This window comes from Octadecabacter temperatus (genome assembly GCF_001187845.1).
Lineage (GTDB): Bacteria > Pseudomonadota > Alphaproteobacteria > Rhodobacterales > Rhodobacteraceae > Octadecabacter > Octadecabacter temperatus.
In genome coordinates this window covers 1,364,420-1,386,689 of record NZ_CP012160.1, presented here as the reverse complement: position 1 = coordinate 1,386,689, position 22,270 = coordinate 1,364,420, and the positions used below count along the sequence as shown (strand labels likewise).

General features: G+C 54.6%; 23 protein-coding genes. 11 read left to right on the top strand and 12 right to left on the bottom strand.

Annotated elements, in window-relative coordinates:
- Positions 1 to 51: 51 nt before the first annotated feature.
- From ntrX to dusB, 5 genes are all read right to left on the bottom strand, one after another.
- Positions 52 to 1,458, bottom strand: coding sequence for a nitrogen assimilation response regulator NtrX (gene ntrX / locus OSB_RS07045; protein ID WP_049834321.1), 1,407 nt, complete (start codon positions 1,456 to 1,458; stop codon positions 52 to 54).
- Positions 1,459 to 1,467: 9 nt separating this feature from the next.
- Positions 1,468 to 3,684 (bottom strand): sensor histidine kinase NtrY-like, encoded by a 2,217-nt coding sequence (locus OSB_RS07040; RefSeq protein WP_049834320.1) that lies wholly within the window; start codon positions 3,682 to 3,684, stop codon positions 1,468 to 1,470.
- A 162-nt stretch (positions 3,685 to 3,846) separates the two neighbouring features.
- Entirely contained in the window at positions 3,847 to 5,205 is a 1,359-nt protein-coding gene (locus tag OSB_RS07035) for a sigma-54-dependent Fis family transcriptional regulator (protein WP_049834319.1), read from the bottom strand.
- Complete coding sequence (locus tag OSB_RS07030; RefSeq protein ID WP_049834318.1) at positions 5,206 to 6,282, bottom strand: two-component system sensor histidine kinase NtrB; 1,077 nt, start codon at positions 6,280 to 6,282, stop codon at positions 5,206 to 5,208.
- Positions 6,279 to 7,256 (bottom strand): tRNA dihydrouridine synthase DusB, encoded by a 978-nt coding sequence (dusB, locus tag OSB_RS07025; protein ID WP_049834317.1) that lies wholly within the window; start codon positions 7,254 to 7,256, stop codon positions 6,279 to 6,281. Before dusB ends, OSB_RS07030 begins: the two co-directional genes overlap by 4 nt.
- Positions 7,257 to 7,418: 162 nt before the next feature.
- On the opposite strand from dusB, the gene OSB_RS07020 reads away from it, so the two are divergent.
- From OSB_RS07020 to OSB_RS07005, 4 genes are all read left to right on the top strand, one after another.
- Entirely contained in the window at positions 7,419 to 8,570 is a 1,152-nt protein-coding gene (locus OSB_RS07020) for a bifunctional 2-C-methyl-D-erythritol 4-phosphate cytidylyltransferase/2-C-methyl-D-erythritol 2,4-cyclodiphosphate synthase (RefSeq protein WP_049834316.1), read from the top strand.
- Positions 8,567 to 9,067 (top strand): phosphatidylglycerophosphatase A family protein, encoded by a 501-nt coding sequence (locus OSB_RS07015; RefSeq protein ID WP_049834315.1) that lies wholly within the window; start codon positions 8,567 to 8,569, stop codon positions 9,065 to 9,067. The genes OSB_RS07020 and OSB_RS07015 overlap by 4 nt, the downstream gene beginning before the upstream one ends.
- Positions 9,064 to 9,537: a CinA family protein gene (locus OSB_RS07010; protein ID WP_049834314.1), complete on the top strand. Its 474-nt coding sequence runs from the start codon at positions 9,064 to 9,066 to the stop codon at positions 9,535 to 9,537. Before OSB_RS07015 ends, OSB_RS07010 begins: the two co-directional genes overlap by 4 nt.
- Before the next feature lie 150 nt (positions 9,538 to 9,687).
- Positions 9,688 to 10,869 (top strand): ammonium transporter, encoded by a 1,182-nt coding sequence (locus OSB_RS07005; protein WP_049834313.1) that lies wholly within the window; start codon positions 9,688 to 9,690, stop codon positions 10,867 to 10,869.
- Between the two features lie 185 nt (positions 10,870 to 11,054).
- Here the strand turns inward: OSB_RS07005 and OSB_RS07000 are convergent, their stop codons facing one another.
- From OSB_RS07000 to OSB_RS06990, 3 genes are all read right to left on the bottom strand, one after another.
- Entirely contained in the window at positions 11,055 to 11,387 is a 333-nt protein-coding gene (locus OSB_RS07000; protein WP_049834312.1) for a putative quinol monooxygenase, read from the bottom strand.
- Positions 11,388 to 11,391: 4 nt separating this feature from the next.
- A complete protein-coding gene (locus OSB_RS06995) occupies positions 11,392 to 12,033 on the bottom strand; it encodes a LysE family translocator (protein WP_049834311.1) in 642 nt (213 codons plus the stop codon).
- A 163-nt stretch (positions 12,034 to 12,196) separates the two neighbouring features.
- Entirely contained in the window at positions 12,197 to 12,640 is a 444-nt protein-coding gene (locus OSB_RS06990; protein WP_049834310.1) for a type II toxin-antitoxin system RatA family toxin, read from the bottom strand.
- A gap of 84 nt (positions 12,641 to 12,724) precedes the next feature.
- On the opposite strand from OSB_RS06990, the gene hpt reads away from it, so the two are divergent.
- The 3 genes from hpt to OSB_RS06975 all read left to right on the top strand — a co-directional run bounded on the left by hpt (position 12,725) and on the right by OSB_RS06975 (position 14,710).
- Complete coding sequence (hpt, locus tag OSB_RS06985; protein WP_049834309.1) at positions 12,725 to 13,261, top strand: hypoxanthine phosphoribosyltransferase; 537 nt, start codon at positions 12,725 to 12,727, stop codon at positions 13,259 to 13,261.
- Positions 13,262 to 13,364: 103 nt separating this feature from the next.
- Entirely contained in the window at positions 13,365 to 13,829 is a 465-nt protein-coding gene (locus OSB_RS06980; RefSeq protein ID WP_049834308.1) for a c-type cytochrome, read from the top strand.
- Positions 13,829 to 14,710: a cytochrome c gene (locus OSB_RS06975; protein WP_049834307.1), complete on the top strand. Its 882-nt coding sequence runs from the start codon at positions 13,829 to 13,831 to the stop codon at positions 14,708 to 14,710. The genes OSB_RS06980 and OSB_RS06975 overlap by 1 nt, the downstream gene beginning before the upstream one ends.
- Here OSB_RS06975 and OSB_RS06970 read toward each other — a convergent pair.
- The 3 genes from OSB_RS06970 to OSB_RS06960 all read right to left on the bottom strand — a co-directional run bounded on the left by OSB_RS06970 (position 14,707) and on the right by OSB_RS06960 (position 17,357).
- Positions 14,707 to 15,243 (bottom strand): hypothetical protein, encoded by a 537-nt coding sequence (locus OSB_RS06970; protein ID WP_049834306.1) that lies wholly within the window; start codon positions 15,241 to 15,243, stop codon positions 14,707 to 14,709. The genes OSB_RS06975 and OSB_RS06970 overlap by 4 nt on opposite strands.
- Positions 15,243 to 16,199 (bottom strand): lipoyl synthase, encoded by a 957-nt coding sequence (lipA, locus tag OSB_RS06965; RefSeq protein WP_049834305.1) that lies wholly within the window; start codon positions 16,197 to 16,199, stop codon positions 15,243 to 15,245. The genes OSB_RS06970 and lipA overlap by 1 nt, the downstream gene beginning before the upstream one ends.
- A 114-nt stretch (positions 16,200 to 16,313) precedes the next feature.
- Complete coding sequence (locus OSB_RS06960) at positions 16,314 to 17,357, bottom strand: DUF6456 domain-containing protein (protein ID WP_049834304.1); 1,044 nt, start codon at positions 17,355 to 17,357, stop codon at positions 16,314 to 16,316.
- A gap of 217 nt (positions 17,358 to 17,574) precedes the next feature.
- Between OSB_RS06960 and OSB_RS06955 the strand changes: the two genes are divergently transcribed.
- On the top strand, positions 17,575 to 17,901 hold the full coding sequence (locus OSB_RS06955; protein WP_049834303.1) for a DUF6477 family protein: 327 nt from the start codon (positions 17,575 to 17,577) through the stop codon (positions 17,899 to 17,901).
- A gap of 34 nt (positions 17,902 to 17,935) precedes the next feature.
- Here the strand turns inward: OSB_RS06955 and OSB_RS06950 are convergent, their stop codons facing one another.
- Positions 17,936 to 19,489 carry a trimethylamine methyltransferase family protein gene (locus OSB_RS06950; protein WP_049834302.1) on the bottom strand — a complete coding sequence of 518 codons (1,554 nt, stop codon included), beginning with the start codon at positions 19,487 to 19,489 and terminating at the stop codon, positions 17,936 to 17,938.
- A gap of 150 nt (positions 19,490 to 19,639) precedes the next feature.
- Here OSB_RS06950 and guaA point away from each other — a divergent pair, with 150 nt between their 5' ends.
- From guaA to OSB_RS06935, 3 genes are read left to right on the top strand one after another with little or no spacing between them, the layout of a single operon-like run.
- Positions 19,640 to 21,214, top strand: a complete 1,575-nt coding sequence (gene guaA, locus OSB_RS06945) for a glutamine-hydrolyzing GMP synthase (protein ID WP_049834301.1) — start codon at positions 19,640 to 19,642, stop codon at positions 21,212 to 21,214.
- Entirely contained in the window at positions 21,214 to 21,882 is a 669-nt protein-coding gene (locus tag OSB_RS06940) for a YdcF family protein (protein WP_234967398.1), read from the top strand. Before guaA ends, OSB_RS06940 begins: the two co-directional genes overlap by 1 nt.
- Positions 21,883 to 21,905: 23 nt before the next feature.
- On the top strand, positions 21,906 to 22,268 hold the full coding sequence (locus OSB_RS06935) for a hypothetical protein (RefSeq protein ID WP_049834299.1): 363 nt from the start codon (positions 21,906 to 21,908) through the stop codon (positions 22,266 to 22,268).
- Positions 22,269 to 22,270: the final 2 nt, after the last annotated feature.

The window sequence follows — 22,270 nt, the reverse complement described above, 5'->3', positions numbered from 1 at the left end:
TGAATTCAAATGTCGTGACAGATGGGCGCAGTCCGGTCAACACGCGAGGGGCTACTCTTCTGCGTCTTCTTCAACATGTGCCACCCGCGCACCCGCCTTATTGGACGTCACAACACCAAGTGTCTTTAGCTTGCGGTGAAGGGCAGAACGCTCCATTCCAACAAAGCTCGCGGTGCGGCTGATATTGCCGCCAAAGCGGTTGATTTGCGTCAATAAATACTCACGCTCAAACAGCTCACGGGCTTCGCGCAGCGGCAAGGTCGCAAGGCTGCCGGACAGCAGCACTCGCCCTTCATCCGCTGGTCCGTCGGACTGGCTTGGAAGCTCCTTGGCCTCAATCGGACCTGTTGCATCGCCTAGGATTAGGACACGCTCCATCACGTTCTTCAACTGACGCGCATTGCCCGGCCATTGCATCGTTTGCAGCAACGCGCCCGCTTCATCGCTCAAGGTACGTGCTGTCAGGCCTTGCGTTGCGTTGAGTTCTTCAATGAAATACGCCGCCAAAAGTGGAATGTCTTCACGACGTTCCTCTAAGCTTGGCACATGTATCGGCACGACGTTTAGACGGTGATACAGTTCTTGCCGGAACGTTTCTGCTTCAATTGCCGCTGTTAGGTCTTTGTTTGTGCTGGAAATAACCCGCACATCCACTTGTACCTTATCGACACCACCAACGCGTTGGAATTTCTGATCGACCAAAACCCGAAGAAGTTTCGATTGCGTCCCAAGCGGCATATCCGCAACGCCATCAAAGTAGATGACGCCTCCGTCTGCCTCTTCCAGCAAACCGCGCTCAACGCCGCGGCCCTCAGTCTCACGCCCGAACAGGACTTCTTCCATGCGCTCTGGTTCGATGGAGGCGCAATTGACCGATACAAAAGGCATATCAACGCGATCAGAGTTCACATGAATATAACGCGCAGCCGTTTCCTTGCCGGATCCACCCTCGCCCGTCAGCATCACGCGACCATTGGATTTGGTCACCTTGTCTAGCTGGGAAATCAGCGTGCGGAACGATGCACTTTCACCTAGCATTTCTGTTGGACCTGCATCGGTGCGCTTAAGATCAATATTCTCACGGCGCAAGCGGCTGGTTTCCATTGCACGGCGAATAACAACCATTAGTTGGTCAATATTAAACGGCTTTTCAATGAAATCATAAGCACCCTGCTTAATCGCGGCGACTGCGATTTCGACGTTCCCGTGGCCAGAAATGATGACCACAGGTACCTCAGGATGGTCGCGTTTCACCTGTTTAAGGATGTCGATTCCATCCATCCGACTGTCTTTAAGCCAAATATCAAGGATCATCAGCGCGGGCGTTTCTTTCTCGATCTGCGCCATGCACTCGTCAGACGTGCCGGCCAGTCGTGTTGAAAACCCTTCATCCTTGAGGATATCAGAGATCAATTCGCGGATGTCGCGTTCGTCGTCGGTGATCAGAATATCGCCCATTGGGTTACCTCATGCAGTTTCTATTTGGGGCAGCGCGGCGGCTGCTTGAATTGGAAGTGTGATGACAGCCATTGCGCCAAAGCGCCCTGTCTCATCAAAGGCGGGCGCGTCCGTCAAGGTCAGCGTTCCGCCATGCTCATCGATAATTTTCTTCACGATCGGCAGACCAAGACCGGTGCCTTTTTCGCGGGTGGTTACGTATGGTTCGAACAGTTTGGCGCGGTCTTCAGGAAGGCCGATGCCATTGTCCGCAATCGTCAGGGTCGCCACATCACCTTCTGTCGTCAGGCGAATTTTGATTTGCGGAGAAATCTTGATTGCAGGGTCCATTTCCTGAAGGCTTTCAATAGCTTCACCAGCGTTCTTAATCAAATTGGTAAGCGCTTGAGACATCATCGTGCTGTCCAAATCCGACAGAATTTCACCGTCCGGAATGTTGACATCAAAGGTCACATCAGGCTGACCGGATTCTTGTAATGTCACTGCGTCACGCAGGATCTTCGCGAGGTCATAGGTTCGTCTGTCTGGTTCGGGCATCCGTGCGAACTTTGAAAATTCATCAACTATGACCCGTAAGTCGTTGGTTTGCCTTACAATAACGCCTGTGAGTTGTTCTAGGTCTTCTGGAACTTCGACTTCACGGCTGAATTTGCGCTTGATACGTTCCGCCGACAATTGGATCGGCGTCAGCGGGTTCTTGATTTCATGGGCAATTCGGCGGGCAACATCGCCCCATGCGGCCATGCGCTGCGCTGATACAAGGTCGGTCACGTCCTCAAACGCAACAACATAGCCCTCAAGCGTGCCATCTTCCCGAAGACGGTGGGACATACGCACCAAAAGGCTTTCTTGCAGGCCACCCCGCACAAGGTTCACCTGCCCCTGGACTACAGACTTCCCGCCCTGTGTCATTTCTTCAAACAGCGATGCAAACTCAGGCACGGCAACCGCAAGCGCGCTGTCTTGCCCGCCATCCACCTCAAGCAGTCGGTTGGCGGATCGGTTCACGAATGTTACGCGCCCATCTTCATCAAGGCCCACAACGCCAGACGGCACCGAAGACAACACAGAGTCAAACAAACGGCGGCGGCGTTCGATCTGGCGGGTATTGTCGAGCAGTTCTTCACGTTGATCGTGGAGTTGGGCCGTCATTTGGTTAAAGTAACGCCCCAGCTGCGCGATCTCATCTTCGCCTTCTTCTTCACGCACACGCACGTTCAGATCACCTGCACCAACACGCTGCGAGGCACCCACAAGTCGCCCAACCGGTCGTGAAAGCCTTTCGGCAAACCAAAGGCCAACCCAGACAGACGCTAGGATCAGGATCAGTGCAAAGCCGAGGTAAATAAGGCCGAATTCGAACAGAACCCGTCCGCGCTCGTTTTCCAACTGACCATAAAGCGCAACCGTTTCTTGCGTGTCATCCAGAAGCGCTAAAATGCCGCCGTCGACTTCACGAGTGACGTACAAATACTTTTCACTGAACGCGACCAGCGGGATCAACGCACGAAATTCGTTGTTCGCCCAGTCCTCAATAATCACAAGTCCAGTAACGCTGGCTTCCGCCAACTCTTCACGGGTCGGTTGTTCGAAATAGAACTCATATGAACGCTCACCTCGTGCCCAAATCTCACCGTCGCCATCCAGAACGAAGGCTTCGGTTAACCCCCGCTCGATCTGCGGTTGAACGGCCGCAAGGGCTTGGCGTACCTCGCCACGTTCCATGAAAAAGGTCTGCAAACGTTCAGTGTTCAAATACCCCGCAAGTGCATTGCCATCGCGCGTGACTTCGGTGCGGTGTTCTTCTTCGTAGGCTTGGGCCGCGGACAGCGAATTGCCCAAAACGTCGCGAACGCGTTCGGAAAACCAACCTTCAAGGCCGATGTTGATCGTCAAAACGGCAAAGACCGCAACGGCAACCGTTGGGATCAATGCCAATAAGCCAAAAACGCCGGTAAGACGCAGGTGCAACCGCGAACCCGCGGACTTGGCGCGTCGGGCGACAATCATACTGACAATGCGCGATGACACCAATGCGGCAATCACCAAGACATAGATAATATCGGCAAGCAGAATTAGGCGCAGAACTTCAGTGCGCCCTGTTTGGTCAAGTGGGCGCAGTGCCGTGATGGTAAGAATAACAAGAAGCGGGCCGAGCAAAACCAAGACAGCCGTCGTCACATTCTGGACGCTGCGCCGCCTGCGCCAGCGTGAAAACGCCAGCATGTTTTTACCCAAATGGGATCGCTTCACGCGATAACCCCCGTTTACCAAGGGCTTATGTGCCGTTGTTAAACCACACTTCGCCCACCGCCTGTTTGATGTGGTCCTGCCCTGATTCCACCAAATACGAAAAGGTGGGGCCAGAGGGCCACGGTTGTTGCCCTTTTACATCATTTTGCGGCGGCGTGTCACGCGGATATCCAGTTCTGTGATCTTTTTTCTCAAGGTATTGCGGTTGATGCCAAGCAACTCGGCACATTTAGCTTGATTTCCAAGGGTCGCGTCGAGCGCGATTTCGATCAGTGGCGCTTCAACTTCGCGCAAAACACGCTGGTAAAGTCCGGCGGGCGGCAGTGATCCACCATGCAGATCAAAGTAACGGCGTAGGTGTTGTTCAACCGAGCCCGACAACTTGTCCGCCTGCCCTGTATTCAGCGGTTCAATGGCGGGTTGCGAACCAAGGACTTGTTCGACCTCGGGGCGGTGAATTTCCGGGTTGCTTGAGGTCACCACAAGGCGGCGGATCACGTTCTCAAGCTGGCGCACGTTTCCGGGCCAAGTATAAGCGCGCACAATATCTACGGCATTGCTGGCCAAACGACGCGCAGGCGCGCCTTCACGGTTCGCGCGGGTTAGAAAGTGTTCCGCCAAAAGCGGAATGTCATCGACGCGATCACGCAAAGGTGGAACTGCCACCGTTACGCCGGCCAGTCGGTAATACAGATCTTCGCGCAATGTGCCCTTTTCGAGCGCATCCAAAAGGTCGGAACGTGACGTGGACATAATGCGGGGTGCTGTGTCGCCCAATGCATCTAACATCCGAACGATGCGGGCCTGCGCGTCCATCGACAGATCGGACACTTCATCAAACACAAGGCTGCCCGCCTTTGCGCGTGACAATAGTGATTGCGGGCCGTCCATTCCTTCTAGGTCAGTCGCAGAAGCCACCACAAACGGCAGTGAGCGGCGATCTGAAAAGTCATGGATAGCACGTGCAATCAGGCTTTTTCCGGTGCCGCTTTCACCCGTGACTAGAACCGAGAGCGACGTGTTCATTACCCGTGCAACCAAGCGATAGAGCGCCTGCATCGCGGCCGTGCGCCCAACGAGTGGAAGATCATCGCTTTGCGCGTCCTCGGTCGGCGACGCTGCACGACGTGGCGTTGCTTCAAGTGCGCGCGACGCACGTTTCATAAGATCCGGCAAATCAAATGGCTTTGGAAGGTAGTCGTAGGCATCAGCCTCCGCTGCCTTGATCGCCGTCATGATCGTGTTTTGCGCCGAGATGACAATCACAGGCAAATTCGGGCGCAATTCCGCAATCTTCGGGAGCTGGTCCAACCCGTTGCCGTCAGGCATGACAACATCGGAAATGACCAAGTCGCCTTTGCCCTCTTCGACCCAACGCATCAACGTCACCAAGGACGACGTGGCGTGTACCTTGCACCCTGCCCGTGTGAGAGCTTGGGTTAAGACCGTGCGGATTGTGCGGTCGTCATCTGCGACCAGAACTGTACCATCCATTTATGCGTCTCCTGAATTTTCTTTTGGAACAACGGGAAGCGATACCCGAAACACGGTGCGCCCAGGTACGGAGTCCACGGATATCCATCCGCCAACGTCCGCAATCAATTTACTTACAAGGGCAAGGCCAAGGCCGGTGCCGTTTTCACGACCTGAAATAAACGGCTCAAACACGTCAGCTGCAATATCTGGCGGCAGTCCGGGGCCATCATCAATAATCTCAATTTGGAGCGGTAAACGCGCCGCAGAGCCGTCTTTTCGTTGCATGCGCAGGGATGGCTCGTAGAAGGTGTGCAGCGTTATTGTGCCACCAGCGGACCCAGCTTGGGACGCGTTCTTTAGCAGATTTAGCAGAACCTGCAGCAACTGATCAGGGTCTGCGTAGGTGGGTGGCAAGGACGGGTCATAGTCCTCAAGGAACATCATATGCGCACCAAACCCGACGGAAGCAGATTGGCGTGCGCGATCTAGCACATCATGCAGGTTCACAGGCTGGCGATTAGGCGGTTGAAGGTTGCCGAACTGTTCGACCTGTTCCAGCAGCTTCACGACACGGCGGGATTCCTCGACGATTAGATCCGTCAACTCGCGGTCTTCATTGGACAGGGTCATCGACAAAAGCTGTGCGGCACCCGTGATGCCAGCCAGCGGATTCTTGATTTCATGGGCCAGCATTTCTGCCATCCCGATAGCGGACCGTGCAGCACGTACCGATTTGGCGGACGTGTTCATGCGCATCGCCATTTCACGCGGCTCAAATATCATCAGCATCTGTTCGCCTGACTTTTCATCAGGCTCGTTCAGCGGCGCGAACTGGATGTTGCATTGCATCGGCATCCGCTCACCGCTGCTAACGTCGACGTCGTTCACAAACAATGATGAGCGATTTTCACTGGCGCGCGCATAGGCGGCCTCTAGTGGGGAGTCGATCATCACTTTGTCCCAAACGCTCGACCCGACAAGCGCCTTGGTGGATAGATTCAAAAACGCCTCAGCCGCTGGGTTGCTTTGTGCAATCGTGTCATCGCGGTTCAGGAGGAGCGCGGGCACCGGTAAGGAATTCCAAAGAGCATTCATATGACGGCCTCCTGTGCCAGCGCCTCGGGGAGTAGTTTGAAAACTTGCGCGGTTAAGCGTTGTGTCAGAACGGCTTTACGCAAAGCAGGCTCCGGCTGAGAAATGTCCATGTACCAACCCAAATGTTTACGGGCGACTTTGCCGCCGAGCTCGTCACCATAAAAAGACAGCATGGCGTCGTAGTGGGTGGACGCCATGTCGATGAAGGCAGACCCTTGTGGGGCTGACGGTGCCACCTGCCCTGACAATTCCAACGCGACGTCGCGCAATATCCATGGGCGCCCCTGTGCGCCGCGCCCGATCATCACGCCGTCAGCACCCGAGGCGCTCAACGCTTTCTTGGCAGTTTTGGTGTCGACAATATCGCCATTTGCGATGACTGGGATTGAAACCGCATCTTTAATCGCTTTGATCGCAACCCAATCAGCGTTGCCTTTGTAAAACTGACAGCGCGTGCGGCCATGAATAACAATCCGCGAAATGCCTGCGCTCTCGGCGCGGACCGCCAACTCAGCGGCGTTTAGCAGCGCGTCGTCCCATCCAAGACGGGTTTTCAGCGTTACAGGAATATCAACTGCCCCAACAACGGCATCAATCAACGTGAGCGCATGATCCAAATCGCGCAGTAGCGCAGAGCCCGAATAGCCACTCGTGACCTTCTTGGCTGGGCAGCCCATGTTGATGTCGATCATCGCCGCGCCGTTTGCTTCGACGTGACGCGCGGCCTCGGCCATCCAGTGCGCTTCGCGACCGGCCAACTGTACGGCAGTGTTGCCTTGGTTGAACCCAAGCTCCGCTTTTTCGCGCACGCCGGGTTTCGCCTGAACCATTTCTTGGCTCGCGACCATTTCCGACACGACCCAGCCTGCCCCGAACGACGCGACCAATTGGCGGAACGGCAAATCCGTAATGCCCGCCAGCGGCGCGAGGGCCACTGGGCTGTCAGGTGTGGGCAAGGGAAATTCACGGTACATGGGAATTGGCTATCGCGAATTTAGGGCATACTCAAGAAATCACTGACTAATAATCAGGCACGAAACACGACGTGCCTAATATTTGTGCGCATCCTTCGATCCCCTTCCCACCAACCGCTGCGCTGGGTAGAACGGGGCGACTAGTAAGGACTTTTCCCGACCATGAACGCCAAGCCAACAGTCGCCGCAATTATCGTTGCCGCCGGACGCGGAGTCCGCGCTGGCGGCGATGTGCCAAAGCAATGGCAGAAGATTGCTGGAAAAACCGTTGTAGAACACACGCTTGATTTGTTCATTGGACATCCCCGTGTAAGCGAAGTTGTTTTGGTAATCGCTGAAACTGATCGCGATTGGGTCACGTCACTGGGGCTCGATAAACACGCGTTGATCGCCATTGGCGGCGAAGATCGCGCGGCGTCTGTGCTGAGTGGCGTGATGCAAACCCAAGCAGATCGCGTGCTCATCCACGATGGCGCACGGTGCTGCTGCCCTCGTGATGTTATTTCGCGGGTTTTAGACGCACTGGATCATAATGATGCAGCGGCCCCCGCATTGCCTGTTACTGACGCGCTTTGGACTGGGGCAGATGCGATTGTCACCGGCGTTCAGGACCGCACAGGCCTTTTTGCGGCTCAAACACCCCAAGGGTTCACCCGTTCAGCGATATTGGACGCCCACCGTAAAAACACCGGCCCCGCTGCGGATGACGTTGAAGTTGCGCGGCGCGCAGGTCTTGATGTCGCAATCGTTCAGGGCGATGCACGCAACCTTAAAATAACCACGCCCGAAGACTTTGCGCGGGCCGCTAAACTGCTGGAGACATCAATGGACATTAGGACAGGCAACGGGTTTGACGTGCACCGTTTCGGAGATGGCGATCATGTTGTGCTATGCGGTGTTAAGGTTCCACACGCGCGTGGATTGCAAGGCCATTCGGACGCAGACGTAGGCATGCACACGGTGACGGACGCAATTTATGGCGCGCTGTGCCGCGGTGACATCGGCCAGCATTTCCCGCCCAGTGACCCACAATGGAAAGGCGCTGAAAGCCATATTTTTCTAGCCCACGCCTGCGCTTTGGCGCGTGAGATGGGCTTTGCGATTACCCACATGGATTGCACGCTTATCTGTGAATTTCCAAAGATCGGGCCTGTGGCGCAATCCATGCGCGCCCGCATGGCCGAAATCATGGACATCGACATTGACCGCGTTAGCGTTAAGGCCACAACCTCTGAACGGCTTGGCTTTACGGGGCGCGGCGAAGGCATTGCGGCGTTGGCAACAGTGACCCTTATTAAAGGAACAACAGCATGAAACAACGCTGGGCAGAAATCACGGCGACGTATTTTTACGTAGGCTACATGAAACCCGCACCAGGGACTTGGGGGTCCCTCATGGCCCTGCCTCTTGCGTGGTTGATCTATGAATTTGGTGGACTATGGCTGTTCCTCGTCGCCATTCCCGCAGCCTATATCAAAGGCTACATCGCGACAAAGATCATGACAGAGGGCAAAGATAACCATGATCCGTCAGAGATCGTGATTGATGAAGTTGTCGGCCAATGGATTGCCCTCGCACCTGTGATAATCGCCGCATCATTCATCGGTGTCTCGTCCCTTTCCCTTTGGCCCGGCTGGATCGTCGCTTTTGCTGCGTTTCGCCTTTATGACATCACGAAACCCGGTCCTGTTGGCTGGGCCGATCGGAAAGATAACGCAACGGGCGTGATGTTGGATGATGTTATTGCAGGTCTGTTCGCCGCGCTTTGGGTGGTTGTTCTTGCAGGTGTTTGGCACGGGGTTATGCAGTGACGCTGGCCCGTGATGTTGTCGCCGCTGCGATTGCTAAGGGGCTTACCATCACCACTGCGGAAAGCTGCACAGGTGGCATGGTCAGTGCGGCCATCACGGACATCGCCGGAAGCTCGGCGATGTTTGAACGCGGGTTTGTAACCTATTCCAATACTGCAAAAGTCGAAATGGTGTCCGTTTCGGAAGCGACCTTAGACGCGCATGGTGCGGTCAGCGAAGAGGTCGCAGCGCAGATGGCGACGGGTGCCGCAAATGCTGCGCGCGCAGATGTTGCCGTATCGATTACAGGCATCGCAGGGCCTGGCGGATCAGAACACAAACCAGAGGGACGCGTGTGCTTTGGCGTGGCGGCTGGCGGCTCAGTTCAGACCAAAACCGTTGAGTTCGGCCCCATAGGGCGTGCGCAAGTTCGTCAGCGTAGTGTTGAAGCCGCATTAACGCTGATTGCCGAAGCAATAGATTCACTTTAGCGACATTTTTGGGCGTTTAGCGCTGGTCGCGCCTATAATTATGGCATTTGCCGAATGCCTGTAAATTATGCGGCCTCGATTCCCATTGCCTCTTTTTAAGTCGCAAAAAGTGCGCTTTGAGGTTTTCCAAATAAAATGGAGGAATATCCCATGAACGGAGCGGACACCGCTTGGATTATCGTCGCAACAGCACTCGTGTTGTTTATGACCCTACCCGGGTTGGCTTTGTTTTACGGCGGCCTTGTGCGCGCCCGCAACGTGCTCAGCGTGTTTATGCAGTGTTTCGGCATTGCCTGCCTTATGTCGGTGCTGTGGCTCGCGTTTGGGTACTCCATCGCATTTGGTGACGGAAACGCATACTGGGGCGGTCTCGGTAAGATGTTCCTGAACGGCGTGGATGAAGACACCATGTCAGGCAACATTCCCGAAGTCTTGTTCTTTGCTTTCCAGATGACATTCGCAATTATCACGCCTGCGCTGATCGTTGGTGCCTATGTGGAACGTATTGGGTTTGCCTTTGTGATGACTTTCTCAGGCCTTTGGATGTTGATCTGTTACGCACCTGTTGCGCATTGGATTTGGGGTGGCGGCTTGTTGGCTGGCGCTGAATGGTCCCTGTTCGCAGATGGCGTAAACGACTTTGCTGGTGGTATTGTCGTTCACCAAACGGCTGGTCTTGCAGCGTTGATCGTTGCGTTCTTCCTTGGCCCACGTCGTGACAAAGGCAAGCCACCGCATAACCCAGGTATGGTTATGATCGGTGCTGCGATGCTTTGGGTTGGTTGGTTCGGCTTTAACGGCGGTTCTGAACTGGCGGCAAACGGCTCTGCTGCAATGGCGATCACAGTGACGCACCTGTCTGCTGCAACGGCATCCCTGACATGGATCCTGTGGGAACGTATTCGCTACGGCAAATCTTCCCTCGTTGGTCTTGTCACAGGTACGATTGCTGGTCTCGCGTCCATCACACCTGCATCCGGTTCTGTCGGCCCTGTTGAGGCGCTGATCATCGGTGGCGTTGCAGGCATCATGTGCCAAGAGCTGTGTTCTTTCGTGAAGAACAAATTGAAGATCGACGATACACTCGACGTATTCGCGGTGCACGGCATCGGCGGCATGTTCGGTATCGTTATGCTGGCCGTGTTCGGCCACGCAAGCTGGACAGCCCAACTGGGTGGCCTTGCAGTCGTCGGTATCTGGACTCTGGTCACAACGGTTGTGATTGTCTTTGTCGTAAAAGCGATCTTCCCGATCCGCGTTGGGGAAGAAGACGAATACACTGGTCTTGACCTGACATCGCACGGCGAACGCGCCTACGACATGACAAGTTAAGACCTGTTACAAACAACACCAAAAGGCGCCCTAACCGGCGCCTTTTTTTGTTTTTCGGATGTTGAGGAAAGTTTCAACTCAATGTCGGCTTTGCGGACTTAGCGCCATTTCGCTGCAGCTGCGCCAATGACCGCTATCCGTTCCATGCCACTAAACCAGCCCGACTTCCGCTGGAATGAATGGCCTTATGTCACGAAGGGCACAAACGGGATACGCTCTCGATGCACGGCCTTTGCGATGAGATCATCAACCGCTGCAAGGAAATGGAGTGATGTGTTGTGCGCGTCCCACCCAGACGCATCTTCGTAAAGTTCATAGACAAAAAACTGTGATGAATCTTCCGGTGATCTGTAGGGCATGAAGAATTTCATGCCCGGTTCTGCGTTTGATGGTCCGGCCAAACTTTGGAGGATTTCAGCTACGGCGTCAGCTTCTCCTTCCTTAGCTGTTATCCGCACCATCACTGCGAAACCTGTATTGAGGTTTTGAGCCGTTGCGTTGTCGTCGTAGGTTCCCATCCGTTCAACCCCGATCCGTTAGCAATCGAAGACCAGCGAGGCCGAAAAATGTGCAAAGCGCGCCTTGAATGAAGCGGCGTGCGCGCCCGTAAACACGAACCATCATCGGCGTCGAAAAAGCCACCGCATAGAGAAGGTGGATCACCACTGACAACACAAACGTGCCACCCACAATCGCGCCTGCAACCCATAGCGGTGCACTGGGAGCAAGGCCAAGCGAGATAATCGCGATCCACGCCAAGGCTGCTTTCGGGTTCGTCATCTGGATGATATATCCGCGTCTTGCGTAGCCCCAAGCAGTGCGCCTGTCACCCGCCAGCTCTACGGCATCAATATCATGGGCGGATGCCGCTGACCGAAACGCCTTAAAAGCCAACCAGAGCAAGTAGAGCCCACCAAATATTTTGATGATGAGAATGGCAGAAGCATAGGTCGCGAGCAGGGCTGACAAACCGATTGCAGTCAGCAGCGCCCACGTAAGCGTGCCTGTCGCCACGCCCATGGCTAGCGCCATACCCGAAGGACGGTTGACTGCCATAGAGGTTCCGATCACAGCGAGGACGTTCGGACCGGGGCTTGCGATAGCCATCAAAAATGCACCGTAGGACAGCAGAATACCGACTAGGTAAGGTGAAATATTTTCCAAGAATTGAGCCTCGCTTGGGAATAATGATGTTCACACTATGTTCTGCGCGGCATGTTTTCGCAAGGACTTGTTGTTGGACTGGATCGCGTCAAAGCGGCCACTCGTGCATTCCGCAGCATCGGTCGAAGAGGGTTCTAACCTGCCGTGCTCCGCAGCATCGACCTTACCCGTACAGCGCCTCAGCACGTTTTTCAAAAGCGCGAACAATGGTTTGCATGGCTTGATTAAAGAACATGCCAGCCGCGCCTTGCAGGATGCGGTTTTTAAATTCGAAGTCGACTTGGAAATGCACGTCGCACCCGTCCTCAGACTCTATAAACGTCCAAACGCTTTCCAAATACTTGAACGGCCCATCGATATATTCAGTTTCGATCTTGCGCATTTCTGGCCACAGCACAACTCGGCTGCCGAATTTTTCGCGAAACACTTTAAAGCTAACAACCAAGTCAGCGAGCATCACAGTATGATCGCCCATTTCATCACGTGAGCGAATGCGTGCAGCAGCAGTCCACGGCAAAAACTTCGGGTAATTGGCGACATCACCAACCAAGGCAAACATTTGCTCGGCGCTATAGGGAAGGTGTCGGGTTTCGGAATGGGCAGGCATATCGGACTTTCGCGCGTGACTCTTACACTCCATGTCGTATGGTTTGTTCGAAGATTCAAGCAATTGGCACAAGGTCCGGACCTAATGACGCACGACCCTTACGTGATCGACGAAATGATATCCGCGAAATCTATCGCTGCACGCATCGAAGACTTGGCCAAAACCATTCAAACTGAATTCAAAGATACAGACAAACTGGTGGTGGTTGGTCTTCTGCGCGGATCTTTCGTGTTCATCGCGGATCTGGTGCGTGAGCTGGATTTACCAGTCGAGGTCGATTTCCTTGAGGCGTCTTCTTATGGCGACGGCATGGAATCCTCGCGCGAAGTGCGCATCCTTAAAGATCTACGTGGCCAAATCGAAGGGCGTGATGTGCTGGTTGTTGAGGACATCGTTGATACTGGCCACACCCTGCACCAAGTCATTGATATGCTGAACACGCGTCACCCAAGAAAACTGAAATCTATCGCCCTGCTCGACAAACCGTCGCGCCGCGAGGTTGATATGCGGGCAGATTGGACGGGCTTTGAAATTCCTGATGAGTTTGTCGTGGGTTACGGCATTGATTACGCACAGCGTAATCGCAACCTGCCCTTCATCGGCAAAGTGCGCTTCACCTAAGCGCACACGCTTTTGTGCGCAGACGCACGGAAATTGCACGGTGCGATTGTGTGTTCCTATGTTAGCGTTACGTCAATTGTAACGTCCACGCAGGAGCTTATTCATGAAAACCCTTTCTCTACTCGCAGGTGCGGTTGCCGTATCCCTGACAACAATGGCTTTCGCAGACGGCCACGCTGAGGTCGATCCAGCAGTCACAGCGCGCCAAGCGCATATGCAGCTTTATGCCCATAACCTTGGGGTCTTGGGCGGTATGGCGCAGGGCAAAATTGACTACGACGCTGATGCCGCACAATCTGCCGCGGACAACATGGTCGCTCTTATTGGCATGAACCAAATGAGCTATTGGCCAGCTGGAACCGACAATGCCAGCATCGAAGGCACCAAAGCCCTGCCCGCACTTTGGGAAAACTTTGACAACGTTATGGTGATCAGCGCTGACTTCGGTGCTGCCGCTGATGCGATGGCGGACGTTGCTGGTACAGATCTTGAAAGCTTGCAAGGCGCGATGCAGGCCCTTGGTGGTGCGTGTTCTGCCTGTCACCGCGAATATCGCCAGCGCAACTGATGCGTAAACGCTGGCTTGCACTCGGGGTCGGCGTTGTTGGGGCTGCAGTTGCGTTTTACGTGACTGCGCCCCAAAACCTTGATCCGGAGTTTTTGATTGATCCTTCAACCGACAGCTTGCTTGCCGGCGATGCAGCACGTGGTGAAGTTGCCTTCGCTGCTGCTGGATGTGGGTCTTGCCACAGCGCGGAAGGTTCCGAAGCACTTGCCGGTGGAAACGCTTTTGTTAGTGACTTTGGCACGTTCTATGCGCCGAACATTTCTCCTGATTCCGACCACGGAATTGGCGGTTGGTCGGTCTATGAAATAGCTAATGCGATGATGGCTGGTGTGTCACCAGATGGCGCGCATTACTACCCAGCCTTCCCCTACACGACCTACTCAAAAATGACGGCACAGGACGCTGTCGATATCATCGCCCACCTGCGCACCCTGCCCGCCGATGCCACCCCATCGCGGGATCATGACGTTGGCTTTCCATTCAACATCCGCCGCTCACTTGGCGGCTGGAAATTCCTTTTTGCAAACGATGATTGGGTCGTGACGGATGTGCAAACACCGGAAATCAAACGTGGCCGCTATCTGGTCGAAGCCCTTGGCCACTGCGCTGAATGCCATACCCCGCGCAATCCCCTTGGTGGTCTAAAGACGGACCAATGGCTTCGCGGCGCGCCGAACCCATCTGGCGAGGGTACGATCCCATCAATTCACCCCGATGATCTGGGATGGTCTGCGCAAGACATTGTGATCTATTTCGACAGCGGGTTTACACCTGACTTCGATACCGTAGGCGGTGAAATGGTTGATGTGGTTGAAAACATGTCGAAATTACCAGAAAGCGACCGCGCCGCGATTGCGGCCTATCTTGTCGCACTAGATTAGGAAGCCGGTGCGCTGCATGGAGGGCTTGGCTCATTCAAAAAGGTAAATCCCGGCATCGTTGCTTGTAGGATCTGGTCGGAAAACGCATCTCTCGTTTGGACGAACCATTCGCCGCCAAACCCGAACACCAAATAGGAATTGCATTCTCGAGGAAGTATTTCAGCCGTTTCGAGGTACTTAATTTGGCTTGTGAACGGGACAATGCCCCATTTCAACGGCCCATTTTCGCCAAAAACTGCACCGTCGGCCTGAACATTGTGTTCGACAACCTCGACAAGTTCTTTCGACTGCGCATATCCAAGCCGCATCGCGTCATAAAGGTCTTGCGTTGAGGGCAAGTTCAATTGCCGAGCAGCCGTTTCCGCATACGGTTCAAAGGTTCGCGAAATTGAATGTTCTATGCCATCACCAGAAAGTAACGCTGCACTGAATTCCTGAGCTTCATCAATGATTTGTTGCTGCGCAACCTCACTTACATCCGCCGCGACACCAATAGGCAGTGTCGCCAACGCGCCAAATAAGAACGCCCGCATCACGCGCCAAATTTTTCCATCCGTGCGGCCCGCAGTTTCGCGAAATCATCGCCTGCATGATAGCTGGATCGCGTCAAAGGCGTTGACGACACCATTAGAAAGCCTTTGTTGAAGGCCGTTTTTTCATAGGATGCAAACTCATCCGGCGTCACAAAACGATCCACTTTATGGTGCTTCGGCGTTGGTTGAAGGTATTGGCCAATCGTCAGAAAATCGATGTCCGCGGCGCGCATGTCTTCCATGACCTGCGTCACACCCTGCTTATCTTCGCCAAGGCCAACCATGATGCCGGACTTGGTGAACATTGTCGGGTCAAGTTCCTTCACACGCTGCAATAGACGCAAGCTGTGGAAATAGCGCGCGCCCGGGCGTACCTCTGGGTACAGGCCCGGAACGGTTTCAAGGTTGTGGTTGAACACATCAGGACGTGCTTCAACAACGACCTCTAACACACTGGGGTCACAGCGAATAAAGTCAGGCGTCAGGATTTCAATTGTTGTGCTTGGGGACTGCTTGCGAATGGCGCGGATTGTTTGGGCGAAATGTTCAGCCCCGCCATCTTCAACATCATCGCGATCCACGGATGTGATCACCACGTGGTTCAAACCCAGCTTTTTCACGGCATCCGCCACACGGCCCGGTTCAAAAACATCCAAATCCTCGGGCGGCTTACCCGTCGCGATGTTGCAGAACGTACAAGCCCGCGTGCAGACCTCGCCCATAATCATCATCGTCGCGTGGCCTTGCGACCAGCATTCGCCAACGTTTGGACAACCGGCTTCTTCGCAAACTGTGGTCAGATTATGCTCGCGCATGATGTCGCGCGTTTCCATGTAGCCCTCAGACACAGGCGCTTTTACGCGGATCCAGTCCGGTTTTTTCGGCTGCGGGCTATCAGGCCGACGCTGCTTTTCAGGGTGACGCTGGGCCGGAATCTTAAGATCGCGCGTGGACATTAGCTTCTCCTCTTAGCTGTAACTTAAGGAAAAAAGCCTGATGATCCAAGTGCCTTGGTTGCACGATTTGCGGAAATGCATAGGGTGCATGGCTCAGCGTACTTGGGTCGGCAATCAGCCGATACGAGGGCCCAACTCTCCACGCGCTTCATAGTGCAGGACAAGGCGCTGGAGGGCGATGCGCAACACGATTTTGCAAGACCGCGCAGCCCAACCTAAATGCTTCTCAGTTGTCTCTAAGCCTTCCAACAAACAACAACAGCGCAACGCGACCTCGGACAACCCAGGCCCAAGATAGACCAACGCGGCCTGCATTTGCCCGACTGCATTGTCCCCTTTGGTGTCGACCGGTTGATACGTTTCAATCGAATGCAAAATATCACGCCAATCCAAAGTGGTGCGTTTCTCACGGTTTTGGCTCACGAGAGCGAGTTCGTAATCTTCGCGTAAACGTTCCGCCGCACGCACCATCACGCGGTTTAAAAAAGGTTGACCGTCACGGTCTTTGCGTCGCGCAAGCGCTTGCACAGGGCTTTCTAATGACGGCTGACGCACCATGCCTGGCTTGTCATCGCGATCCCCCAGCCACGTACCGGTCCCCGTAGGTGCGCCCTCAAACGAGGCCGGCGCCTCCGCCATAGCACGCGCGCGGTTTTCTGTTTCGGCGGTCAATTCACGCAACGCCACGCGGCCAGCGGGCGTGATGCGATACCGCAAGACCCGCCCGATCGTTTGGCCACCTTCAATCCAACCACGTAACGCCAAAGTCATCGCTGTTTCCGATGGTAGTTTGCTGCCGTGATCAGGGTCGCCCTTGGCTGTGTCATGGATGATCACGCCTTGGTCCATCCCTAGCGCAATCGCCAACATTGCATTGGGTTTTGCAAGGTTGCGAAGGGCCTGCATCATCTCCAAACCATTTGGCACCGGTTTGCTTGAATTCTCTTCGGCCAAGGCCTTGATTGCACGGTCCACCAGCGGGTCATCGCGGCGCGTTTCCACCTTACGGATCTGGCGCATGATCGTTGAAGCATGGCAAGATTGCGATCGCGCCAGCACCCGAATGGGTTGTCCCATCTCAGTATGAAAAACGTAATTTCGCACCTCATTAGGCACCCAAGAAGGCACCGCGCGCACGGCGGTTTTCGCTTCAGTCATTCCTGTCCCCAATACCCTGCCTGTCGGTTCTTTAGACCTAGAGGCAGTTCAAACGTTGCCGTTAATTGTTTCCGAATAGTTAATTTTGTCTACAGGGGTCCATGATTGTTTCTATTTGGTAACCAATTGTAAACGCACCGAACGCTGCGACTTATGCACACGCAACACCCCCTTAAGTTGTGTCAGGTTGGCTGGAGTTGAATGAGGGAGACTCAATATGGAAGATGCTTTGACAATGATTTCGCGGCTCAAACGCCCGACGCTTTTGGTACGTACAGCCCGCCATGGACTTGCCGATTACAAACGCGTGATACACCTTCGACGCCTGCTAAAAACGGAAGCCGTTCCCGGCCCATCACAGGCCATAATCAAGCTGATGGACCTTGAGGTTGAGCTGGATCTACAGCGCCAAAACAAACGTGCTGAATACTCGGCCGCCAGACACGTCGAAGCCCTCGTCGCGCTGATGAGCGAGGCACGCATTTTGAAAGCCTCACAAGCATCCAAGATCGCACGCGAAAGTCGCGAACTACTGGATCACTGACGCCAAGCGAACGACGACATAACGATTGGGGCGTCTACATAAAGCTGTCTGGTTCAGACGCCTTTTTCTGCGCAACATAGGCTTCAAGCTTTGCGCGGATTTCAGGGTCTAGCGGAGGTGCAACATATGTCCCGAGAAGGGTATCGACACGTGTCGCGGCAAGTGTTTGGCTGTCGCGCGCGCCTTCCTCTTCCCATGTCTCGAAAGGCTTGTAATCAAAGACATCGGAGCGCCAAAATGCCGTTTTAAAGTTAGCCTGCGTGTGCGCACACCCGAGGTAATGTCCCCCTGGGCCAACTTCGCGAATAGCATCCATCGCTTGGGCGTTTTCATCAATTTCGACGCCTTTGGCCATGTGGTGCAACGTTCCAAGCTGATCGGCATCTAGAACGAACTTTTCAAAGTCGGCCACAAGCCCGCCTTCAAGCCAACCGCATGCATGCAGCATAAAGTTCACCCCTGACAGCAATCCCATGTTGAGGCTGTTGGACGTTTCATACGCGGCCTGCGCATCTGGTAGCTTGGAGCCATTAAATGACCCCGCAGAACGGTATGGCACGCCAAGACGGCGGGCCAGCTGCCCTGCCCCGTTTGTGATATGTGCGGCTTCTGGTGTGCCAAAGGTCGGTGCACCTGAATTCATGTCAATTGATGTCACAAATGTACCGAAGATAACTGGCGCTCCGGGGCGAATGATTTGGCTATAGGCAATGCCCGCCATCACTTCGGCCAAGACCTGCGTTAATGTGCCCATGACGGACACCGGTGCCATTGCACCGCCAACAATAAACGGCGAAATGATCGCGGCCTGATTATGCGAGGCATAAACCTCAAGCGCGCCCATCATTGTTGCGTCAAAGGTTAACGGCGAGTTGATGTTGATCAGGGACGTCATGACGGTGTTGTCGGCCACAAATTCTTTGCCGAACAAGATCTCACACATCTCAATGCTATCGCGCGCGCGGCTAGGCTCTGTGACAGACCCCATGAACGGTTTGTCTGAAAGCGTCATATGCGCCATCAACATATCAAGGTGGCGTTTGTTAACGGGCACGTCTGTCGGCTCACACACTGTGCCACCAGAATGGTGCAGCCATTTGGACATATAGGCGAGCTTCACGAACTTTTCGAAATCAGCGATCGTGGCGTAGCGGCGTCCTCCGTCTTTGTCTCGCACGAATGGCGGGCCGTAAACGGGTGCCAGAACCAAGTTGTCGCCGCCAATGGTGACATTGCGCTCTGGATTTCGGGCGTGCTGAACAAACGTACTTGGCGCAGTGGCACATAATTTGCGCGCCAAACCTTTCGGAATGCGAACCCTTTCACCATCCACTGACGCGCCAACAGATTTCCAACGTTCCAGCGCTTCGGGATTGTCGACAAAGGCAACACCAATCTCTTCGAGCACCGTTTCAGCATTCGCCTCGATAATATCGAGCGCTTCATCCGAGAGCATTTCGAGGTTTGGGATCTTGCGTTCAATCGTTTTCGCTGTGTCAAAGCTTACAGCTGTCCGTTCTGCACGTCGTGCAGCGCCGCCGCCACCGCGTCCACGTCGTGCTGGTGCTTTTTGTGCTGCGTCCGACATCGTATTCACCCCATTAGAATCCTGTTGATGTGCAAGCTACACCGCGCAGCCGCCTCTGATTTGAAAAGAAGCGGCCATTAAGGGGCGAAAGCGACATCGAACACCCTCGGCTGCACTTGCACGCCGCGCCTTCGCGTTTTACGAGACCACATGGATAATCTCACACACGACACCCTGCTTATCATCGACTTTGGTTCCCAAGTAACGCAGCTGATTGCGCGCCGTCTGCGGGAACAGAACGTCTATTGCGAAATTCACCCGTATCAGAACGTTACGGACGCGGTTTTGGCCGATATCGCGCCCAAAGCTGTGATCTTGTCTGGCGGTCCGGATTCGGTAACCCGCGAAGGCAGCCCCCGCGCACCTGAAAGCCTGTGGGGCATGGGTATTCCGGTTCTCGGCATTTGCTACGGTCAGCAAACCATGATGACGCAATTGGGTGGCCTTGTTGAAGGCGGCAAGATTTCCGGCGGTGGTGGCACCGCTGAATTTGGCCGCGCTAAGGTAACGCCAAAAGCCGACCTTGATCTGCTGGACGGTTGGTTCACAGAAGGTGATGAGCAAGTCTGGATGAGCCACGGCGACCACGTATCCAAAATCGCACCGGGGTTTGAAGTTTACGGAACCTCCCCCAACGCGCCTTACGCCGTACTGGCTGACACAAACCGCAATTTCTACGGTGTGCAGTTCCACCCAGAAGTTCACCACACCCCACGTGGTGCGAAGCTCTATGAGAACTTCGTGAAGCTTGCTGGTTTTGCCGGCGACTGGACGATGGACGCCTACAAAGACATCGCGATTGAGAAAATCCGCGAACAGGTTGGCGACAAGAAGGTCATCTGTGGATTGTCCGGCGGTGTGGATTCATCCGTTACCGCAGCATTGCTTCACGAGGCGATTGGCGACCAGCTTACTTGCGTATTCGTTGACCACGGATTGTTGCGTAAAGACGAAGGCTTGGACGTGATCGCGATGTTCCGCGACAATATGAATCTGCACGTCATTCACGCGGATGAAGCAGACCTGTTCTTGGGCGAACTCGAAGGCCAGTCTGACCCCGAAACCAAACGCAAGATTATCGGTCGTTTGTTCATCGACGTGTTCCAGAAGTACGCGAATGAGATCGAAGGCGCTGAGTTCCTCGCGCAAGGTACGCTTTACCCTGACGTGATCGAATCCGTGTCATTTTCCGGCGGTCCATCTGTAACGATCAAGTCGCACCACAATGTTGGTGGCTTGCCTGAGAAAATGGGCCTGAAACTGGTCGAACCGCTGCGTGAGCTGTTCAAAGACGAAGTGCGCGTGTTGGGACATGAGCTTGGCCTACCTGCCAGCTTTATCGGTCGCCATCCCTTCCCTGGACCGGGTCTTGCGATCCGCTGCCCGGGTGAAATCACCCGTCAGAAGTTGGATATCCTGCGTGAAGCCGATGCCGTTTACATCGATCAGATCCGCAAACACGGTTTGTATGACGATATCTGGCAGGCCTTTGTCGCGATCCTTCCGGTCCGCACCGTTGGTGTGATGGGCGACGGGCGCACCTATGACTTCGCATGTGCACTGCGCGCTGTGACGTCTGTCGATGGTATGACAGCGGATTATTATCCGTTTAGTCACGAGTTCTTGGGCGAAACCGCCACGCGCATCATCAATGAGGTCGCAGGTATTAACCGCGTCACCTATGACATCACGTCCAAACCCCCAGGAACGATTGAGTGGGAGTAATGCGTCTCGTCCGATTTGTCGGACGGTTCGCAAAGCTTGGCTTCGCGGCTTACATTGTGATGACACTGGCAATGCTGGCGTGGACATTCCTATGGCCTGAACCTGACGTGCGCGAAATCCAAAAGGCGGATGTAATCATTTGCCTTGGTGCGGGAATGAGCGCGGATGGCACCCTTGATGCAGCCGCCCTAGCCCGCGTTGATCGCTGCGTGCAGCTTTTTGAGGCCGATCTAGCGCCCGCCATCGTGTTCTCAGGTGGCGTCGCGCGCGAAGATGGTCCAAACGCAGGTGGGCAAATGGCACGCTACGCTCAGTCCCTTGGAGTTCCAGAAGAAAACACCATCATCGAAGGCCGCGCCCAGTCTACACTGCAGAACGCCCTATTTTCACTAGACCTGACACGCGATGCACAGGACATCATCCTCGTGACAGAAGCATTCCACCTGCCCCGCTCATGGATGTCGTTTCATTGGGCCCGTTGGGAGATGGACCTGCTGAACACCATGTCGTTTCATCTGATCATGTCCGAAGACGTGCGGCGTACCCAACCTGAAAACAGAATTGGCTGGCCTGTTTTGTTCCGCGAAAGCATCGCGATTTGGTTTAACGGCGCGCGCGCAGCGGCCTATTCCATATCCCCTCACAAATCTGTTGGGTTGCTTCACTAACGGTAAAGTTTAGGATCATCGGTATGCGAATATTGAGTACACTTCTTCTGGTCGGCCTCACATCGATCGCGAACGCACAAGAGCCCGTATTGCTTCCAACGCCTCTAACTTGCGGCGGCGTTGAACCGGAATGGTCTATGTCCCTAGACGGCAGCCAAGGCGAATTTGAATATCACGGCGCGTCGAACATGACGATCATGCTGGACACGCCTGCGGAAGGTGCAGACTGGCCGCGTGCGTTTACGCTGATCGGGCGTGGCGATAGCGCGATTTTGATCGTTGAGCCAAACGCTTGCGAAACAGGCCCATATACTGCACGGGTCCTTACACAACGCGGCGAAACACCCGTTCTTTTGACGGGCTGCTGCCTGTTTTTACAGGGTTAACA

Excerpts from the sequence above, each read along its gene's own strand:
- ntrX (WP_049834321.1), bottom strand. The coding sequence starts at position 1,458 with ATGGGCGATATTCTGATCACCGACGACGAACGCGACATCCGCGAATTG.
- OSB_RS07040 (WP_049834320.1), bottom strand. The coding sequence starts at position 3,684 with ATGCTGGCGTTTTCACGCTGGCGCAGGCGGCGCAGCGTCCAGAATGTG.
- OSB_RS07035 (WP_049834319.1), bottom strand. The coding sequence starts at position 5,205 with ATGGATGGTACAGTTCTGGTCGCAGATGACGACCGCACAATCCGCACG.
- OSB_RS07030 (WP_049834318.1), bottom strand. The coding sequence starts at position 6,282 with ATGAATGCTCTTTGGAATTCCTTACCGGTGCCCGCGCTCCTCCTGAAC.
- dusB (WP_049834317.1), bottom strand. The coding sequence starts at position 7,256 with ATGTACCGTGAATTTCCCTTGCCCACACCTGACAGCCCAGTGGCCCTC.
- OSB_RS07020 (WP_049834316.1), top strand. The coding sequence starts at position 7,419 with ATGAACGCCAAGCCAACAGTCGCCGCAATTATCGTTGCCGCCGGACGC.
- OSB_RS07015 (WP_049834315.1), top strand. The coding sequence starts at position 8,567 with ATGAAACAACGCTGGGCAGAAATCACGGCGACGTATTTTTACGTAGGC.
- OSB_RS07005 (WP_049834313.1), top strand. The coding sequence starts at position 9,688 with ATGAACGGAGCGGACACCGCTTGGATTATCGTCGCAACAGCACTCGTG.
- OSB_RS07000 (WP_049834312.1), bottom strand. The coding sequence starts at position 11,387 with ATGGGAACCTACGACGACAACGCAACGGCTCAAAACCTCAATACAGGT.
- OSB_RS06990 (WP_049834310.1), bottom strand. The coding sequence starts at position 12,640 with ATGCCTGCCCATTCCGAAACCCGACACCTTCCCTATAGCGCCGAGCAA.
- hpt (WP_049834309.1), top strand. The coding sequence starts at position 12,725 with ATGACGCACGACCCTTACGTGATCGACGAAATGATATCCGCGAAATCT.
- OSB_RS06980 (WP_049834308.1), top strand. The coding sequence starts at position 13,365 with ATGAAAACCCTTTCTCTACTCGCAGGTGCGGTTGCCGTATCCCTGACA.
- OSB_RS06975 (WP_049834307.1), top strand. The coding sequence starts at position 13,829 with ATGCGTAAACGCTGGCTTGCACTCGGGGTCGGCGTTGTTGGGGCTGCA.
- OSB_RS06970 (WP_049834306.1), bottom strand. The coding sequence starts at position 15,243 with ATGCGGGCGTTCTTATTTGGCGCGTTGGCGACACTGCCTATTGGTGTC.
- lipA (WP_049834305.1), bottom strand. The coding sequence starts at position 16,199 with ATGTCCACGCGCGATCTTAAGATTCCGGCCCAGCGTCACCCTGAAAAG.
- OSB_RS06960 (WP_049834304.1), bottom strand. The coding sequence starts at position 17,357 with ATGACTGAAGCGAAAACCGCCGTGCGCGCGGTGCCTTCTTGGGTGCCT.
- OSB_RS06955 (WP_049834303.1), top strand. The coding sequence starts at position 17,575 with ATGGAAGATGCTTTGACAATGATTTCGCGGCTCAAACGCCCGACGCTT.
- OSB_RS06950 (WP_049834302.1), bottom strand. The coding sequence starts at position 19,489 with ATGTCGGACGCAGCACAAAAAGCACCAGCACGACGTGGACGCGGTGGC.
- guaA (WP_049834301.1), top strand. The coding sequence starts at position 19,640 with ATGGATAATCTCACACACGACACCCTGCTTATCATCGACTTTGGTTCC.
- OSB_RS06940 (WP_234967398.1), top strand. The coding sequence starts at position 21,214 with ATGCGTCTCGTCCGATTTGTCGGACGGTTCGCAAAGCTTGGCTTCGCG.
- OSB_RS06935 (WP_049834299.1), top strand. The coding sequence starts at position 21,906 with ATGCGAATATTGAGTACACTTCTTCTGGTCGGCCTCACATCGATCGCG.